This is a genomic window from Bacillus sp. JJ1532, from assembly GCF_036965085.1.
Taxonomy (GTDB): domain Bacteria; phylum Bacillota; class Bacilli; order Bacillales; family Cytobacillaceae; genus Cytobacillus.
In genome coordinates this window covers 55,117-71,644 of the sequence record NZ_JBALOW010000045.1, presented here as the reverse complement: position 1 = coordinate 71,644, position 16,528 = coordinate 55,117, and the positions used below count along the sequence as shown (strand labels likewise).

18 protein-coding genes are annotated in these 16,528 nt (G+C 37.7%); 17 read left to right on the top strand and 1 reads right to left on the bottom strand.

Annotated elements, in window-relative coordinates:
* Positions 1-17: 17 nt before the first annotated feature.
* From V7122_RS15700 to V7122_RS15690, 3 genes are all read left to right on the top strand, one after another.
* Positions 18-617: a DUF1405 domain-containing protein gene (locus V7122_RS15700; RefSeq protein ID WP_335527502.1), complete on the top strand. Its 600-nt coding sequence runs from the start codon at positions 18-20 to the stop codon at positions 615-617.
* A gap of 61 nt (positions 618-678) precedes the next feature.
* Positions 679-1,476: a sporulation protein YpjB gene (gene ypjB / locus V7122_RS15695; protein WP_335345591.1), complete on the top strand. Its 798-nt coding sequence runs from the start codon at positions 679-681 to the stop codon at positions 1,474-1,476.
* Positions 1,477-1,598: 122 nt separating this feature from the next.
* A complete protein-coding gene (locus V7122_RS15690) occupies positions 1,599-2,279 on the top strand; it encodes a zinc metallopeptidase (RefSeq protein WP_335345590.1) in 681 nt (226 codons plus the stop codon).
* A 31-nt stretch (positions 2,280-2,310) separates the two neighbouring features.
* Here the strand turns inward: V7122_RS15690 and V7122_RS15685 are convergent, their stop codons facing one another.
* Positions 2,311-3,171 carry a YitT family protein gene (locus V7122_RS15685; RefSeq protein WP_335345589.1) on the bottom strand — a complete coding sequence of 287 codons (861 nt, stop codon included), beginning with the start codon at positions 3,169-3,171 and terminating at the stop codon, positions 2,311-2,313.
* Between the two features lie 200 nt (positions 3,172-3,371).
* Here V7122_RS15685 and V7122_RS15680 point away from each other — a divergent pair, with 200 nt between their 5' ends.
* The 14 genes from V7122_RS15680 to V7122_RS15615 all read left to right on the top strand — a co-directional run bounded on the left by V7122_RS15680 (position 3,372) and on the right by V7122_RS15615 (position 16,434).
* A complete protein-coding gene (locus V7122_RS15680; protein WP_335345588.1) occupies positions 3,372-3,713 on the top strand; it encodes a nucleotide pyrophosphohydrolase in 342 nt (113 codons plus the stop codon).
* Position 3,714: 1 nt separating this feature from the next.
* Positions 3,715-4,515 (top strand): 4-hydroxy-tetrahydrodipicolinate reductase, encoded by an 801-nt coding sequence (gene dapB / locus V7122_RS15675; RefSeq protein WP_335345587.1) that lies wholly within the window; start codon positions 3,715-3,717, stop codon positions 4,513-4,515.
* A 14-nt stretch (positions 4,516-4,529) separates the two neighbouring features.
* A complete protein-coding gene (gene mgsA, locus V7122_RS15670; RefSeq protein WP_335345586.1) occupies positions 4,530-4,949 on the top strand; it encodes a methylglyoxal synthase in 420 nt (139 codons plus the stop codon).
* Complete coding sequence (gene bshB1 / locus V7122_RS15665; protein WP_438824107.1) at positions 4,921-5,658, top strand: bacillithiol biosynthesis deacetylase BshB1; 738 nt, start codon at positions 4,921-4,923, stop codon at positions 5,656-5,658. The genes mgsA and bshB1 overlap by 29 nt, the downstream gene beginning before the upstream one ends.
* Entirely contained in the window at positions 5,655-6,800 is a 1,146-nt protein-coding gene (gene bshA, locus V7122_RS15660) for an N-acetyl-alpha-D-glucosaminyl L-malate synthase BshA (RefSeq protein ID WP_335354261.1), read from the top strand. Before bshB1 ends, bshA begins: the two co-directional genes overlap by 4 nt.
* Complete coding sequence (locus tag V7122_RS15655) at positions 6,797-7,996, top strand: CCA tRNA nucleotidyltransferase (RefSeq protein WP_335345584.1); 1,200 nt, start codon at positions 6,797-6,799, stop codon at positions 7,994-7,996. Before bshA ends, V7122_RS15655 begins: the two co-directional genes overlap by 4 nt.
* Positions 7,981-8,961, top strand: a complete 981-nt coding sequence (locus tag V7122_RS15650; protein WP_335527500.1) for a biotin--[acetyl-CoA-carboxylase] ligase — start codon at positions 7,981-7,983, stop codon at positions 8,959-8,961. The genes V7122_RS15655 and V7122_RS15650 overlap by 16 nt, the downstream gene beginning before the upstream one ends.
* Before the next feature lie 293 nt (positions 8,962-9,254).
* Positions 9,255-10,091 (top strand): 3-methyl-2-oxobutanoate hydroxymethyltransferase, encoded by an 837-nt coding sequence (gene panB, locus V7122_RS15645; RefSeq protein ID WP_335345582.1) that lies wholly within the window; start codon positions 9,255-9,257, stop codon positions 10,089-10,091.
* The gene (panC, locus tag V7122_RS15640; protein WP_335527497.1) at positions 10,088-10,936 is read left to right on the top strand and encodes a pantoate--beta-alanine ligase; all 849 of its coding nucleotides are present in this window, start codon (positions 10,088-10,090) and stop codon (positions 10,934-10,936) included. Before panB ends, panC begins: the two co-directional genes overlap by 4 nt.
* Positions 10,937-10,947: 11 nt before the next feature.
* Entirely contained in the window at positions 10,948-11,334 is a 387-nt protein-coding gene (gene panD / locus V7122_RS15635) for an aspartate 1-decarboxylase (protein WP_335345580.1), read from the top strand.
* A gap of 174 nt (positions 11,335-11,508) precedes the next feature.
* A complete protein-coding gene (gene dinG / locus V7122_RS15630; RefSeq protein ID WP_335527496.1) occupies positions 11,509-14,310 on the top strand; it encodes an ATP-dependent DNA helicase DinG in 2,802 nt (933 codons plus the stop codon).
* Positions 14,311-14,533: 223 nt separating this feature from the next.
* Positions 14,534-14,704: a YpmA family protein gene (locus tag V7122_RS15625; protein ID WP_335345578.1), complete on the top strand. Its 171-nt coding sequence runs from the start codon at positions 14,534-14,536 to the stop codon at positions 14,702-14,704.
* 14 nt (positions 14,705-14,718) lie between these two features.
* Positions 14,719-15,192, top strand: a complete 474-nt coding sequence (locus tag V7122_RS15620) for a cell wall elongation regulator TseB-like domain-containing protein (RefSeq protein WP_335345577.1) — start codon at positions 14,719-14,721, stop codon at positions 15,190-15,192.
* A 51-nt stretch (positions 15,193-15,243) separates the two neighbouring features.
* Positions 15,244-16,434 carry a pyridoxal phosphate-dependent aminotransferase gene (locus tag V7122_RS15615; protein WP_335345576.1) on the top strand — a complete coding sequence of 397 codons (1,191 nt, stop codon included), beginning with the start codon at positions 15,244-15,246 and terminating at the stop codon, positions 16,432-16,434.
* Positions 16,435-16,528 lie beyond the last annotated feature (94 nt).

Below are 16,528 nucleotides of genomic sequence, written 5' to 3'. Positions count from 1 at the left end.
AAGAAAAGAGGACCTTCATGAAGTGGATTTATCCTATCCTAGCACATCGAGCTGTACTGTGGCTGTTATTCATAGTGAATTTTGCAGGAACTGTATACGGTTTTATTTGGTATAAATGGCAGCTAGTTGAGACACCGCCCATTTTCTTGCCTTTCGTTCCAGACAGTCCAACTGCAAGCTTGTTTTTTGTCTTCGTATTAATTGCTTTTTTACTGGGGAAAAACTGGCCCCTTTTTGAAGCATTGGCTATTGTAACGCTCATTAAATATGGGGTATGGGCCGTAGTCATGAACTTATTAGTTTTCAATGTAACAGGAGAATTGGATTTGGTTGCACTTATGCTTATACTTTCACATGGTGCGATGGCTGTCCAAGGTGTACTGTACGCTCCATTTTATCGTATTAAAACTTGGCATTTAGTTGTTACGGGGATTTGGACATTACATAATGATGTAATAGATTATGTGTTTTTTATGCTTCCCCGTTACCCTATTTTGGACTTATACACGCCGCAAATTGGTTATTTTACATTTTGGCTTAGCATGTTTTCATTAGGTATCACTGCTTTTTTAACCTTAAGAAAAAATCGATTTATCTTAAAATTGAATTCTTATTGAATAGGTATAACCTTGTCCCATCTCTCATAGATATTTAATAGTAATTTGAGGGGGGACAAGAATGAAAGCTAGGATTATTGTTACAGTCATTATATGTTTTCTATTATTGCCTATATCAGTTATCGCAAACGAAACCTCACCTGTAGATAGATTGGATCAATTATCCGATGAAGCATTGCAGATGGTTAAGCTTCATCGATACGAAGATGCCAAAAGGCTTCTAGATTATTTTTCTGAACAATTTGTTTCTGTTACTGGAAAGGAAAGATCTTTCACTGCGGATGAATTGAGAATCTTAACCATTTCACATGATGAGGCCGTGCAGGCTGCTGCCAATGCCACCATGAATCATGAAGAGAAAATTAACCGCGTTACGAAGTTTAGGCTTGTCATGGATGCCATAACTTCTCCATATCAACCATTATGGACTGAAATGGAATCACCCATTATGACTGTTTTTGCAGAAGTTAAGGAAGCTGTGTATGCTGGTGATAAACAACAATTTAATACGACATTGAATTCATTTTTATCATTGTATGACATGATTTATCCTAGTATAAAAATAAATGTGGATAGAGACCACATACAAAGATTAGATGCAAAAATAGATTTTATTGATAAATATAGGCCTCAAGTTTTAACTGAAACAGCCAGCCAAATGGAGCTCGAAGCATTAGAAGCGGATTTACAGCTATTATTTGATGAAATGACTGAAGACGAAGCAGATCCTTCCTTATGGTGGGTAATCATTTCAACAGGAAGCATTATTATTCTTACATTATCCTACGTTGGATGGAGAAAATATAAGGGAGATCAGGAAAAGAAGGAAAAGTCACTTTCCAGGAGGCAAAAAGATTGACGCCATCTTTCAGCAAAAATACAATAATATAGAGAAGCTTCACTAACTTTGTGGAGTGTCATTCTTTCAAGTACCAATTTCTAATACTGCATCTAGAGAAAGCTGAATAAGGAGGGATAGCAATGGGGGGGTACCTTATATACTTTGCTATCATTATTTTGATTCCGCTATGGGCGCAAATGAGAGTGAAAGGCTCCTATACTAAATATTCAAAAGTCCCAGCCTCATCACATATGAGAGGTGCGGAAGTTGCAAGAAGAATTCTTGACACTAATGGATTATTCCATGTCGGTGTTGAGGAAGTAAGAGGTCATTTAACAGACCATTATGATCCCCGTTCCAAAACAGTAAGGCTGTCAACTGCAAATTTCCATGGTCACTCCGTAGCCGCTGCGGCAATTGCAGCTCATGAAGTCGGTCATGCCATACAGGATCAGCAAAATTATGCACCTTTACGTTTCCGCCATACGCTTGTGCCAGTCGCAAATATCGGTTCCAATTTTTCTTGGATCCTGATTATGATCGGTTTCTTTGCAGGTTTAAGCGGATTTGTGTTACTTGGTATTATTTTTATGGCGTCAGCTGTAGTCTTCCAGCTTGTCACTCTTCCAGTTGAATTTAATGCATCCAACCGTGCTATGGATCAAATCGTATCACTAGGGATCATCAGAAACGATGAGGAAAGGGAGACGAGAAAGGTGCTTAATGCGGCAGCACTCACCTATGTAGCAGCAGCTGCTGTTGCCGTGTTAGAATTACTTCGCTTAATTCTTATTTATACAGGAATGCAAAGACAAGATTAAAACCAGCCTGTTGGCTGGTTTTAGTCTTGTCTTAATGTTCGATTGGCTTTTTGTTTTCGTCTAATGTGAATCCTTCTCCAAGTACATCGTGGACAACTGTGACCGAAACAAAGGCATGTGGATCCACTGAGTTAATGACATTTTTTAACCGGACAATTTCATTCTTCCCGACAACACAATATAAGACTTCTCGATCCTTTTTAGTAAATGACCCATATCCCCTAAGGACTGTTACGCCCCGTTCCATTTCTATCATGATCTTGTTGGCTATTTCATCATTTAAATCGGAAATAATCATTGCTCCTCTTGCGGAATATGAGCCTTCCTGCATGAAATCAATCACCCTTGCTCCGACAAATACAGCAACAAGTGTATACATCGCTTCTTGATAGGATAAATAAAAAATTAAAGATAGCGTAATCACGACGGCGTCAAATATGAACATCGTTCTTCCCATGCTAATGCCTGCATACTTGTTCACTAATCTTGCAATAATATCAACTCCGCCAGTGGTTCCACCAAAGCGGAATATAGTTCCAAGGCCAATACCGATAAAAACACCAGCAAATAATGCTGCAAGTGTTAAGTCTTCATTGAGCGGCATATGTATTTGATTACGCTGAAATATCCATAAAAAAACCGAGACGCTGACAGTACCGAGAATTGTATATAGGAATGAGTTTTTCCCGAGTAATTTCCAGCCTAGAAAAAATAGCGGAATATTTAACAATAAATTCGTATACGAAGGATCCCATTTAAACAGGAAATATAAAAGAAGGGTAATACCAGTAAAGCCCCCTTCAGATAAATTATTTTGCATATTAAAATGAACGATGCCGAAAGAAAAGATGGCAGATCCAAACAAGATAAAAAGAATATTTTTCAATTTCACATAAAATCCTCCGCTTCCAATTTCCTACATGAATTATTGTGCCCGTTTATTAAGGATAAAGTCAAGTGTGTTTGGAAACTAGAACAAACGTATCCACCTATTATTTAATAAAAAATATTTGTAAAAGAACTATCGTTTAGCTAACATGAAAGAAGGGAAATAGTAGGTTACCTTTTAACAGAAGAAGGGATGAATAAAGAGTGCAAGAAAAAACAATGAAAGATCTACAGGAAGAAGTAGATGCATACATAGGCCAATTTAAAGAAGGGTATTTTAGTCCTCTAGCCATGCTGGCAAGACTAACAGAGGAACTAGGCGAACTTGCAAGAGAGATCAATCATCAATACGGTGAGAAACCGAAAAAAGCTACTGAAGCGGAAAAAGCAATTGAAGAGGAAATGGGAGATATGTTGTTTGTCCTCATTTGCTTAGCCAATTCATTAAATATCGATCTTGAGACAGCACATAATCAAATTATGAATAAATTTAATACCCGCGATAAAGACCGCTGGACTAGAATTGAAGAGCAGGGGGATAAATAAAATGGAAAAAATCAATATTGTGATTGCAGGTGCAAGAGGTAGAATGGGAAGGGAAGCCGTTCAGCTTGTTCAGCAAACTGATCGTTATCAGCTAGTGGCAGTAGTTGATCATAAGAATGGAGGAGGCTTGCTCAGTGAATTTGATGGCTTCACTGGAATAGATATTCCAATTTACACAGATATGTCTCAATGCTTCCAGGAAATTGATGCAGATGTCCTTATCGATTTAACTACACCTGAATTTGGTATGCTTCATGCAAAAACAGCTTTGACGTATGGGGTTAGACCGGTTGTCGGAACAACTGGCTTTACGAAAGAGAATCTAAGTGAGCTTGAATCTCTTTGCCGTGAAAAGGAACTTGGTTGTATCATTGCACCTAATTTTGCCATTGGTGCTATTTTAATGATGAAGTTTGCCCAAATGGCTGGAAGATATTTTAATGATGTAGAAATTATCGAACTCCACCATGATCAAAAGCTGGATGCTCCTTCTGGAACAGCGGTAAAAACGGCAGAAATGATTGCAGAGGTTAGGCAGCCAAAAAAACAAGGGCATCCGGATGAAAAGGAAACAATCTATGGTGCAAGAGGAGCAGATTTTGAAGGGATGCATATTCATTCAGTCAGATTGCCTGGCTTAATTGCCCATCAGCAAGTGATGTTCGGCTCAGAAGGACAAACCTTGACAATCCGGCATGACTCTTATAATCGTGCCTCCTTTATGTCGGGGGTTAAACATGCGGTAGATACCGTGTTGAAAATTGATACATTAGTATACGGTCTAGAAAATATTTTGGAATAGAAAGGGGCGATAAGATGAATATTGCTTTAATTGCACATGATAAGAAAAAGGATGCGCTTGTTGGCTTTGTAACGGCGTATAAAGACATTTTAGCCGAGCATACTCTTTTCGCCACAGGAACTACTGGTTTAAGAATAATCAATGAAACAGGCTTAAACGTTCATCGATTTCAATCAGGCCCCTACGGTGGAGATCAGGAAATCGGTGCATTTGTAGCCAATAATAAAATGGATATTGTGATATTCTTCAGAGATCCTTTAACAGCACAGCCCCATGAGCCAGATGTGACAGCATTAATTCGTTTATGCGATGTATACTCTGTACCACTCGCAACAAATATGGGGACTGCAGAAATTATAATTAAAGGGCTTGAGCGCGGGGACTTATCTTGGAGAAATATTGTATATGGAAAAAGCGGTGGTAAGGATGTCTGATATAAAGCTTGATATTCTTGCATTTGGTGCACATGCTGATGATGTTGAAATCGGCATGGGTGCATCCATTGCAAAATTTGTAAATATAGGAAAAACTATAGGTATTTGTGATCTAACGAATGCGGAGCTATCATCGAATGGAACGGTCGAAACACGAAAGATAGAAGCCCAAAAAGCAGCAGAGGTGTTAGGCGTTAGCATAAGGGAGAATCTCGGACTGCCTGATAGAGGGCTATTTCCTAATCCAGAATATATAAAGAAAATGGTAGCAGTTATTCGCAAATATCGCCCTTCCCTTGTTTTTGCACCTTATTATCATGATCGGCACCCTGATCATGGACAATGTGCCCGTCTTGTAGAGGAGGCGGTCTTTTCTGCTGGAATACGAAACTATTCTTCTGAAGAGGATTTTGGCCCGCATCGGGTTAAAAACCTGTACTTTTATATGATTAATGGGTTTCATGAACCAGATTTTGTCATTGATGTATCAAATTATATGGATAAAAAAATTGAAAGCCTACAAGCATATAAAAGCCAGTTTGTAAAAAATGCGGGGACCTTCAACACTCCGCTTGTAAATGGGTATATTGAAACGATTGAAGCAAGAGAAAGACTTTTCGGTAAAGAAGTTGAAGTAGCCTATGCTGAAGGGTTCAAACGCAAAAAGCCAGTCATTATAAATCTAGATTTATTTGGTGAAAACGAATGAAAACAAAATTAAAAATAGGGATAACCTGTTATCCGACAGTAGGCGGATCTGGAGCTATAGCTACTGAATTAGGGAAAAAGCTTGCTGAAAGGGGTCATGAAATTCATTTCATTTCCTCGAGCCTTCCGTTCCGATTAAATAGAATGCATTCAAATATTTATTATCATCAAGTAGAAGTAAATCAATATTCCGTTTTTCAGTATCCCCCATATGATATTGCCCTTGCCAGTAAGATGGCTGAAGTTATAAAACGGGAAAATCTTGATTTGCTCCATGTCCATTATGCGATTCCGCATGCTGTATGTGCCATACTTGCCAAGCAAATGTGTGAACAGGATATTAAAATTGTTACCACTTTACACGGGACAGATATTACAGTTCTTGGCTATGATCAATCTTTAACGGGGGCAATCCGTTTTGGAATAGAAAAATCTGATGCCGTTACGGCAGTATCAAACTCCTTAACTTCGCAAACATACGATGTAATCAAACCTGAAAAAAAGATTGAAGTCGTTTACAACTTTATTGATGAGCGTGTATATCGTTTAATGGATTCTTCCTATTTACGGAAGGAATACGGAATAAAAAAAGAAGAAAAGGTTATTATCCATGTTTCAAATTTCCGCGGGGTGAAAAGAGTTCAGGATGTAGTAAAAGCTTTTGCTCTAATTGCAGAAAAGCTGCCTGCCAAGCTGCTTCTTGTCGGAGATGGGCCTGAAATGACTGTCGTTTGCAGTCTTGTAAATAAATTAGGTATTAATGATAAAGTACTATTATTAGGTAAACAAGATAATCTTGAAGAGCTATACTCAATTAGTGATTTAATGCTGTTGCTTTCCGAAAAGGAAAGCTTTGGTTTAGTTGCTCTCGAAGCAATGGCTTGTGGAGTACCTTGTATTGGGACAAATATCGGCGGTATTCCTGAAGTGATAGCTAATGAGAAAAATGGCTATTTATGCGAACTTGGCGATATTCCGGCAATTGCAGAAAAAGGCATCCATTTGCTATCTAATGAAGAACTGCATCAACGGTTTTCCAGAGAGGCCATTAATACAGCGTACCATAACTTTCGCTCAGAACTTATTGTCACTCAATATGAGAATATATATTACAACCTACTTAAAGAGGATGACGTAATTTGAAAGAGTCTTTTCTAAAAGCCATTCCCCTTTTATCAAAAATTCAAGAGTCAGGCTATGAAGCTTACTTTGTCGGAGGATCGGTTAGAGATTATTTGTTAGATAAGGAGATTGCAGATGTCGATATTGCTACCTCTGCAACACCTGAGGAAATTAGAACTATTTTTCCGAAAACGATAGATGTCGGAATCGAGCATGGAACTATTGTTGTCCTATATAATGGGATTCCATATGAAGTGACAACCTTCCGAACTGAAGCAGAATATGTTGACTTTAGAAGGCCATCAGAGGTTCAATTTATCCGGTCATTGGATGAAGACTTAAAACGCAGGGATTTTACGATGAATGCGATTGCCATGGACAAGGAAGGCCGATTTATTGATCCGTTTCATGGCAGGCGGGCTATCAAGGAAAAAATAATACAAACAGTAGGTGGGGCAGAGGATCGTTTTTCAGAGGACGCCTTAAGAATGATGCGTGCTGTTCGTTTCTATAGTCAATTAGGCTTTCAAATAGAAGAGAAGACTTATCAGGCTTTGAAATCATCCGCTTCATTACTGGCAAATATCTCAACAGAGAGAAAACTAGCTGAGTTCGAAAAACTTCTAGCTGGAAAAAATCGAATTCAAGCATTGCTTGTACTAGCTGATACTGGCCTTTTAAGCCACTTGCCGGGTATGAATCCATTTGTCGAAGCGATAAATGGCATTAAAAAGTATGATAGCAGCAAACTTTCAGCTAATGAAATGTGGGGGCTGCTACTCTTTCTTTTTAAGATTGACTTACATAAAGTTAATGATTTTATGAAAAATTGGAAGCTGCCAGTGAAAAAAATAAAAAAAATCAATCAATTATTGTTTTGGCTGAATTTTAGAGAAAGAAGCGATTGGACAAATAAAGCGATGTTCGATGGGGGCTCTGAAATCATTGAGGGAACAGAAAAAATTTATAATGTATTACATAATCAGGATGTAAACGTACATATAGAAAGTTTACTGTTTAGTTATAATTTATTGCCCATTAAACAGCGAAGTGAATTACAGGTTACAGGAACCGACCTTCAAGAGTGGTTTCAAAAAACCCCTGGACCTTGGATAAAGGAAAAATTAGCTGAGGCTGAGATCGCAGTCTTAAACAAGCAAGTCAGTAATCGCAAAGATTCGTTAAAGGAGTGGCTGTTACGGTGCAATCGGAGTTAAGAAAGAAACTGCTTGATGCATTTACACTAAATGAAGATGAATATTTGTCTGGCCAATATTTAGCTGATCTATTAGGATGCTCAAGAACAGCAGTCTGGAAGCATATAGAAGATATGCGTAAGGACGGGTTTGAACTTGAAGCTGTTCGGAGGAAGGGATATAGAATAACAAGGGTTCCGGAAAGAATTACAGCAGATGAAATAAGGTTGGGGCTTTTAACAAAGTTTATCGGAAAGAATATACATTACGAGGAAAGTGTTGACTCCACACAAAAAATTGCCCATCGTCTAGCAAATGAAGATACTCCGGAGGGTACAGTTATTATCGCCGAGGAGCAGTTATTAGGCAGGGGAAGAATGGACCGGAGATGGCATTCTCCGAAATATACCGGGATTTGGATGAGTGTGATTTTGCGTCCAAATCTCCCGCCTCCAAAGGCCCCACAGCTAACCTTAATAACTGCGGTTGCCGTTGTTCAAGCAATAGAAGAATTAACTGACCTATCTCCACAAATAAAATGGCCGAATGATATTTTAATCAATGGGAAGAAGGTGACCGGAATATTGACAGAGCTTCAAGCCGATGCAGACCGGATCACTTCCATTATTATTGGAATTGGTATTAATGTAAATCAGCAAAAGGAAGATTATCCTGAGGAACTGCATACTATTGCTACCTCTCTATCTATCGAAAGCGGTAAAAAACTCCAAAGAGCAGAATTAGTAAAAATTCTGTTAAGCAAATTGGAGAATTTATATACTCTATACCTAGAAAAAGGCTTCTACCTGATAAAGCTGCTTTGGGAAAGTTATGCCATCAGTATAGGCAAAGTCATAACAGCCAGAACGATTACGGGAAGTATTCAAGGAAAGGCATTGGGTATTACTGAAGATGGTGTTCTTATGATAGAAGATGAAATGAGTAAAATCCACCATATTTACTCAGCCGACATTGAACTTAAATAAAAAAGTTTATCTAGTCAAATGAATCATTGATTTGTTATAATTAACGTGTCTAGCGTAAGCTAAATGATTGGGCAGTATCCTCAAGTTGAACTGCACCGTGTATGATTAGGTCATCAATGAAAAATTCTTTGAAACACCTAAAAATTAAAGATATTCTGCCTAGATCCAATAATGGACCGGGACAGAGGGATGAGACATAATAAAGAACGAAAGAAATTCGGAATCCTTCTGCTTACAGAAGGATTTTTATCTTTGTTTTTCACCCTCTTCCTTAATTCAAAGGAGGAATAAGGATGAAGCAAACGACTGATTTTTTGAAAATGAAGGAGAACGGTGAGAAGATTGCTGTTCTGACGGCTTACGATTTTCCGGCTGCTAAGCAAGCGGAAAAAGCCGGGGTTGATATGATTTTAGTTGGTGATTCACTTGGAATGGTTGTATTAGGATATGATTCAACCATCCCTGTTACGTTAGAAGACATGATTCATCATGGAAAGGCTGTCAAAAGAGGAGCTGGGGAAACCTTTATTGTCGTAGATATGCCATTCATGAGCTATCATCTGTCAGTTCGCGACACACTTATAAATGGTGCGCGTATTATTCAAGAAACAGGGGCACATGCCGTTAAAGTTGAAGGTGCAGATGAAGTGATTGACGGAATCGAAGCATTAACAAAGGCTGGTATACCTGTCATGGCTCATCTCGGACTAACACCGCAATCTGTCGCAGTGCTTGGAGGCTATAAGGTTCAAGGCAAAAATGCAGAAGCGGCTCGTAAGCTGATCGAAGACGCGAAAAAATGCGAGCAGGCTGGTGCGTTTGCCGTTGTATTAGAATGTGTTCCGAAGCAGCTAGCAAAGGAAGTTTCCGAATGCCTGACAATCCCGACAATAGGAATCGGTGCTGGCATTGAAACAGATGGACAAGTTCTTGTCTATCATGATGTACTTTCCTATGGTGTTGAAAGAGTACCGAAATTTGTTAAGAAATATTCAAATGTGAATGTAGTCATAGAGGAAGGTCTAACTGCTTATGTGGATGAAGTGAAACAAGGAGTATTTCCTGGAGAAGAGCATAGTTTCTCAATGAAAGAAACTGAGCTTTTAAGCTTGTACGGAGGGAAAGCATGAAAGTCATTACAACCATTAGCGACATGCAGCAAACAATGATTCGAGAAAAAATGTCAGGTAAATCAATTGGCTATGTCCCAACAATGGGTTTTTTACATGAAGGTCATCTGACATTAATCGATCATGCTCGAGAAGAAAATGATATAGTCGTACTAAGTATTTTCGTAAATCCGCTTCAATTTGGGGTAACTGAAGATTTAGGCTCATATCCTAGAGACTTTGACCGTGATAGTGCTTTAGCTGAACAACATCACGTTGACTATATTTTCCATCCGTCTGCAGAGGAAATGTACCCAGCACCCTTATCGGCAACCGTAATCGCTAAGGAGCGGACTGAGGTATTATGCGGGCAATCCCGGCCGGGCCATTTTGATGGTGTTGTAACAGTTTTAACGAAGCTTTTCAATATTGTTCAGCCGAATAGAGCTTATTTTGGCAAAAAAGACGCTCAGCAGCTAGCTGTTGTGGAGGGACTTGTGAATGATTTCCATTTCCCAATTGAGATTGTGCCGGTGGACATTGTGAGAGAACATGATGGGCTAGCTAAGAGCTCAAGAAATGTTTATTTGCTTCCAGAAGAAAGAGAGCAAGCACCATTTCTATACAAAAGTCTATTAGAGGCTAAAGCAATGATCGATGAAGGGGAAAGAGACTCTCAACAAATCATTTCGTCTATGAAAGAATTGATTTCTGAAAAGACGAGCGGAACGATCGACTATATTGAAATATACTCTTATCCTAATCTTAAAGAAATTGAGGAGCTAGAAGCCAACATTATTATTGCCTTAGCAGTAAAATTTTCAAAAGCACGGCTTATTGATAATTTGATATTAACTATTAATTAGGGGGAAACATCATGTTCCGCACCATGATGAATGGTAAAATTCATAGAGCAGTTGTGACAGAGGCTAATCTAAACTATGTCGGCAGCGTTACAATTGATACAGATATTCTTGATGCCGTTGGAATGCTTCCAAATGAAAAGGTACAAATTGTGAATAATAACAATGGGGCAAGGTTTGAGACGTATATCATTCCTGGAGAAAGAGGCAGTGGTGTCATTTGTGTGAATGGTGCTGCAGCTAGACTTGTCCAAGAGGGAGATGTTGTTATTATTATTTCCTATGCGCTAGTTGCTGAGGAAAAAATTTATATTCATCAGCCTAAAGTTGCTATAATGGGTGAAAATAATAGAATTAAGGAAATAATCAATAAGGAACCTGAAAAAACGATCATGATGTAAACATGCTTCTTATTATTAAAAGGCTGACCGGTAAAGACCGAGTCGGCCTTTTTGTCCAATACTCTTTTGAAAACAATGAAAATGGCCTAAAATATATAATGGATGGCATTAATTCTTTTTCTTTTTCCGTTTTTATGGTACCGTTTGATTGACTGAATGTTAGAGGTGTGTAGTATGTGTAATAAATATGTTGTAATCGATTTAGAAACAACAGGGAACGCCCCAAAGAAGGGCGATAAAATGATCCAATTTGCCGCTGTTGTTATAGAAAACGGAAAAATAGTTGAAGAATTTTCCTCACTTGTGAACCCAGGACAGTCAATCCCTCCATTCATTGAGGAGTTAACGGGTTTAGATGATGAGGCAGTAAAGGATGCCCCTGTTTTTTCTGAAATAGCACCAAAAGTCCTTACTTTATTAGAGGATGCTTATTTTGTTGCACATAATGTCCTATTTGATTTATCGTTCTTACAGGAGGAGCTCCTTCTAGTTGGCTACAATGGATTTTATGGACCAGTTTTGGATACAGTAGAGCTTTCTCGAGTATTTATGCCAACTGCAGATAGCTTTCAATTATCAGAATTGGCTTTTAGGGAAGGGTTAAATCATGAGCGTCCCCATCAGGCTGACAGCGATGCCTATGTAACTGCTGAGCTTCTGCTTCTCCTTTTGGACCGGCTAGAACGGCTGCCACTTTGCACGATCAAGCAAATTTATAAGCTTTCTGGCGGATTAAAAAGTGATTTAGATTTACTCATAGACTCAATTCTTACGAAAAAAGAAGCAATGGTCGAGGTTTTACAAAACGATCTTGAAATTCACCAAGGAATTGCACTGAAAATGTTTAATGAACAAGATACTGATGATGACAATGAGACACTAAATTATCCTAAACAGCAAGAAGCGAAAGAAGAGCTCTTCAAAAAGGCTTTTTCAAATTATGAAATTCGTTTAGGACAATTTAAAATGATGGATTCAGTATATCAAGCCTTTAAACATAAACGACATGCATTAATTGAGGCAGGCACAGGTGTTGGCAAATCATTAGCCTATTTAATTCCTGCTGCTATTTACGGAAAAGAAAACAGACAAACTGTCATGATTAGTACATATACAACACAGCTTCAGGAGCAGCTTCTTTCCAATGATATTCCTAAATTAAAACAGATGCTTCCATTTCCTGTTAAGGCAGTATTGCTAAAGGGAAGAAGCCATTATTTAAGTTTGGCTAAATTTGAGCAAACTTTAAAGGATTTAGATGATAATTACGACACTATTTTAACAAAAATGCAAATTCTTGTATGGCTCACAGAAACGAATACTGGGGATATAGACGAAATAAATTTGTCCAGTGGTGGAATGATATTTTGGAATAAAATCAAAAATGATGAGGCGATATTCCTTCAAAATAAATCTTGGATTTCAAGAGATTTTTATTTGCGGGCCCGAAAATCCGCTTTAAAAGCTGACCTGATCATTACGAATCATTCACTGCTGCTGAGTGATTTAGTTTCACACAATAAGATTTTGCCAGAATATAGTCACATTGTCATTGATGAGGGCCATCATTTTGTGAAAGTGTCCGGTCAGTATTTTGGCTTTTCTCTAGACTACTTAAAGACACGTTTTTTGATCAGCCGTATTGGGCATTTAGAACAGAAACAATTACTGTTTATGCTTGAACAAGTTCTAGAAAAAGCAGAGATTGAGAAGAAGCACTTAGTTCATTCTTTTGAATTGAATCAAATGATACAAGAACTTAGTTTTGAAATGGATGAGCTATTTAAGATTATAAGCATATTTGCGAAAAAGAAAACAAAATCCAGAAAAGGGTACAATCGGATTAGCAGCCGTTTTTTAGGTGATGATTCTAGTCATGAAAGCAGAGCGGTGCAAGCAAGTGCTGAAAGATTTTTATTTCTCATTAAGGATTTTACTGCAGAGCTAGAGAAAAGATTAAATGTCATGAGTATAATCAAGGAGAATCTTTCTGCCAGGGAAAAATCCTCATTGGAAGAGCTTGCTTCTGTTGTAGAAGAATTAAAAGAAATAGCTGAAGCCATTAAACATATCTTTTTACATCCATCTGAAGAATATGTTACATGGATCGATATGGATGTTCGATCTATGCAAAATGCTACTACCATCTATTCACAGCCTGTTAATGCAGGTCATTTATTAAAGGAAGAATTCTTCAGTAAAAAAGAATCAGCTGTTATCACTTCTGCAACCTTATCGGTGAAAAACTCATTCAACTATATGTTAAATGAACTGGGCTTGCAATTAACAGAGTACTCAGCAGAGCAAATTCAATCTCCATTTGATTATCATGAACAAGTAAAGCTCATCATTCCTGATGATCTTCCTGAAGTAAATTCTGTTTCATTGGATGAATATGTAATGTCCATTAGTGAACATATTATCTCCATAGCAGAAGCAACAAAAGGAAGGATGCTCATATTATTTACCTCTCATGAGATGCTCAAAAAAACATATGAGCTTATAAAAGAATCTGGATTTTTAAATGAATATGCCATTATTGCCCAAGGCGTATCGAGCGGGAGCAGATCGAGATTAACACGTAATTTTCAAAAGTTCGAAAAGGCAATTTTATTAGGAACGAATAGTTTCTGGGAAGGTGTAGACATCCCTGGAGAGGATTTAACGTGTTTAATCATCGTTAGACTTCCATTTTCACCGCCAGATGAACCTTTAACAGAAGCGAGATGTGAACAAATTAAGCAAAATGGCGGAAATCCATTTTCTGACTATTCTTTGCCGGAAGCGATTATTCGCTTTAAACAGGGATTTGGAAGACTGATTCGAACGAGAAGCGACAAGGGGTTTATTTTTATTTTTGATCGCAGATTGGTTACAACCCAATATGGAAAGGCTTTTTTAGATTCCATTCCGAAAATCCCTCATACAAAAAGTAATATTAATGGAATAGTCGAATTAATTAATAAATCTTTGTGAAATAAAGGAAAAGGCTTGCGAATAATTAAAAAAGAGCTGCGCCTTTTAAGGCGCAGCCAATGACGTTGGTGGATCAGAAGAATTAATAGAATTTTTTATTCAAGCTGTTAGATGTAGCTGTTATACTGATATTTAAAGGTTAAAATGTTTCGTATATATAGCTTGTCCTATATTTACTTGTGTATTAATTACAAATATTGTACTACTGAGGAGGAATTCCAGTATGGAAAGTAAAATTGAGGTTTTATCAACCGTGAAAATTCAACTAAGCCCTGACCTCTATAAAGTTGTTGATGCTTTAAACAGAACTTTAAAGGAAAATGATTTAATGTTTGGACTGGCACTTGATAAAGAAGATCAAAATAAAGCTGTTTTTTCGATTTATCGTACATAAGAAGAGTGACAAATGTGAAAAAAATAATTATTATAAGTTTATTGATATTTTCAATTATATTAGGATCTGGGGTTATTATTTATTTAAATGCAGTTGAGCCTGTTAAGGCAGCTGAAAAAGAAGCCATTGAAAGAGCGATGGAAGAAACGAGACTTTGGAAGGCTGAGGATTTTCAACTTTATCATGGACTGGAAACATATTTTGTCATTAAAGGGATAAATAAAGCTGGAACAAACATTTACGTCTGGGTACCTGAAAAAGAAGGACAGATTATTGTTAGAAAGGTGACAGATGGAGTTTCCAAACAGGAAGCAATTAATAAGCTAAAAGAAGAGAAAAATCCGAAAAAGATTATTTCCGTTCGCCTCGGTATGGAAAAGGATATCCCGTTATGGGAAATTTATTACCGGACAGAGGGGAATTTAATAAATTATTATTATGTTGATTTCAAAACAGGTGAGTGGCTAAAGAAGATAGAGAATTTATGATCCAAGTTCTTAATCTTCTTAAATGTCATTATGTGAGTGGAGGAAAAGGAAATGAACTTTCAATTAGCACAAAGAGTAAAAGCATTAACCCCATCGACAACGCTTGCCATTACAGCGAAAGCAAAAGAATTGAAGGAACAAGGCTATGATGTAATCGGGTTAGGAGCTGGTGAGCCTGACTTTAATACACCGCAGCATATTATTGATGCCGCCGTTAAATCGATGAATGAAGGACATACAAAATATACTCCATCTGCAGGTCTTCCTGCATTGAAAAAAGAGATCGTTAACAAGTTTAAAGCAGACCAGGGAATCGAATATGAAGCCTCTCAAATCATCGTGGGAAGCGGCGCAAAGCATGTCCTTTATACATTATTCCAAGCTATTTTGGATGAAGGGGACGAAGTAATTATCCCTACTCCATATTGGGTTAGCTATCCTGAACAAGTTAAATTAGCAGACGGTGTTCCTGTCTATGTTGAAGGTAAAGAGGAAAACGAGTACAAAATTACGCCTGATCAACTAGCAGAAGCATTAACGGATAAGACAAAGGCAGTTATAATCAATTCACCAAGTAACCCGACTGGTATGCTTTATACTGAAGAAGAGTTAAAGGCATTGGGCGAGGTTTGTTTGAAGCATAATATTCTGATCGTTTCAGATGAAATTTATGAAAAATTAGTTTATGGAAACAATAGACATGTTTCCATTGCTCAGCTTTCACCAGAGCTTAAAGAACAAACAATACTAGTGAACGGTGTATCAAAGTCCCATTCTATGACAGGCTGGAGAATTGGGTATGCAGCCGGCAATAAAGAATTAATTAAGGCAATGACAAATCTTGCGAGCCATAGTACTTCGAATCCAACAACAACTGCTCAATATGGGGCGATTGCTGCATATGCGGGTTCACAAGAGATGCTTTCAGAAATGCAAAAGGCTTTTGAACAGCGCTTAAATATTATTTACGATAAGCTTGTCGCTATTCCAGGCTTTACCTGCATTAAACCACAAGGTGCTTTTTACCTTTTCCCTAATGTGAAGGAGGCAGCTGAATTAACAGGCTTTGTAAATGTAGATGAATTCTCCCAAGCGCTCCTTGAGGAAGCAATGGTTGCCGTTATTCCTGGATCAGGCTTTGGTGCTCCTAATAATATTCGTTTATCCTATGCAACTTCCTTGGATTTATTAGAAAAAGCAGTTGAAAGAATCCATCAATTTGTTGAGAAGAAAATGAAATAACATTAAAGCGGCAGCTAAATATCTAGCTGCCGCTTTTGTTAGTTGCTTGTCTCTAATACAAAAGAGTATAATATATAGGATGTAAAAGTGATTT

What these genes read in the sequence shown, in the direction of transcription:
- dinG (WP_335527496.1), top strand. Translation starts at nt 11,509, where the DNA reads ATGTGTAATAAATATGTTGTAATCGATTTAGAAACAACAGGGAACGCC.
- V7122_RS15625 (WP_335345578.1), top strand. Translation starts at nt 14,534, where the DNA reads ATGGAAAGTAAAATTGAGGTTTTATCAACCGTGAAAATTCAACTAAGC.
- mgsA (WP_335345586.1), top strand. Translation starts at nt 4,530, where the DNA reads ATGAATATTGCTTTAATTGCACATGATAAGAAAAAGGATGCGCTTGTT.
- panC (WP_335527497.1), top strand. Translation starts at nt 10,088, where the DNA reads ATGAAAGTCATTACAACCATTAGCGACATGCAGCAAACAATGATTCGA.
- dapB (WP_335345587.1), top strand. Translation starts at nt 3,715, where the DNA reads ATGGAAAAAATCAATATTGTGATTGCAGGTGCAAGAGGTAGAATGGGA.
- ypjB (WP_335345591.1), top strand. Translation starts at nt 679, where the DNA reads ATGAAAGCTAGGATTATTGTTACAGTCATTATATGTTTTCTATTATTG.
- panD (WP_335345580.1), top strand. Translation starts at nt 10,948, where the DNA reads ATGTTCCGCACCATGATGAATGGTAAAATTCATAGAGCAGTTGTGACA.
- bshA (WP_335354261.1), top strand. Translation starts at nt 5,655, where the DNA reads ATGAAAACAAAATTAAAAATAGGGATAACCTGTTATCCGACAGTAGGC.
- panB (WP_335345582.1), top strand. Translation starts at nt 9,255, where the DNA reads ATGAAGCAAACGACTGATTTTTTGAAAATGAAGGAGAACGGTGAGAAG.
- V7122_RS15690 (WP_335345590.1), top strand. Translation starts at nt 1,599, where the DNA reads ATGGGGGGGTACCTTATATACTTTGCTATCATTATTTTGATTCCGCTA.
- bshB1 (WP_438824107.1), top strand. Translation starts at nt 4,921, where the DNA reads ATGGAAAAAGCGGTGGTAAGGATGTCTGATATAAAGCTTGATATTCTT.
- V7122_RS15615 (WP_335345576.1), top strand. Translation starts at nt 15,244, where the DNA reads ATGAACTTTCAATTAGCACAAAGAGTAAAAGCATTAACCCCATCGACA.
- V7122_RS15700 (WP_335527502.1), top strand. Translation starts at nt 18, where the DNA reads ATGAAGTGGATTTATCCTATCCTAGCACATCGAGCTGTACTGTGGCTG.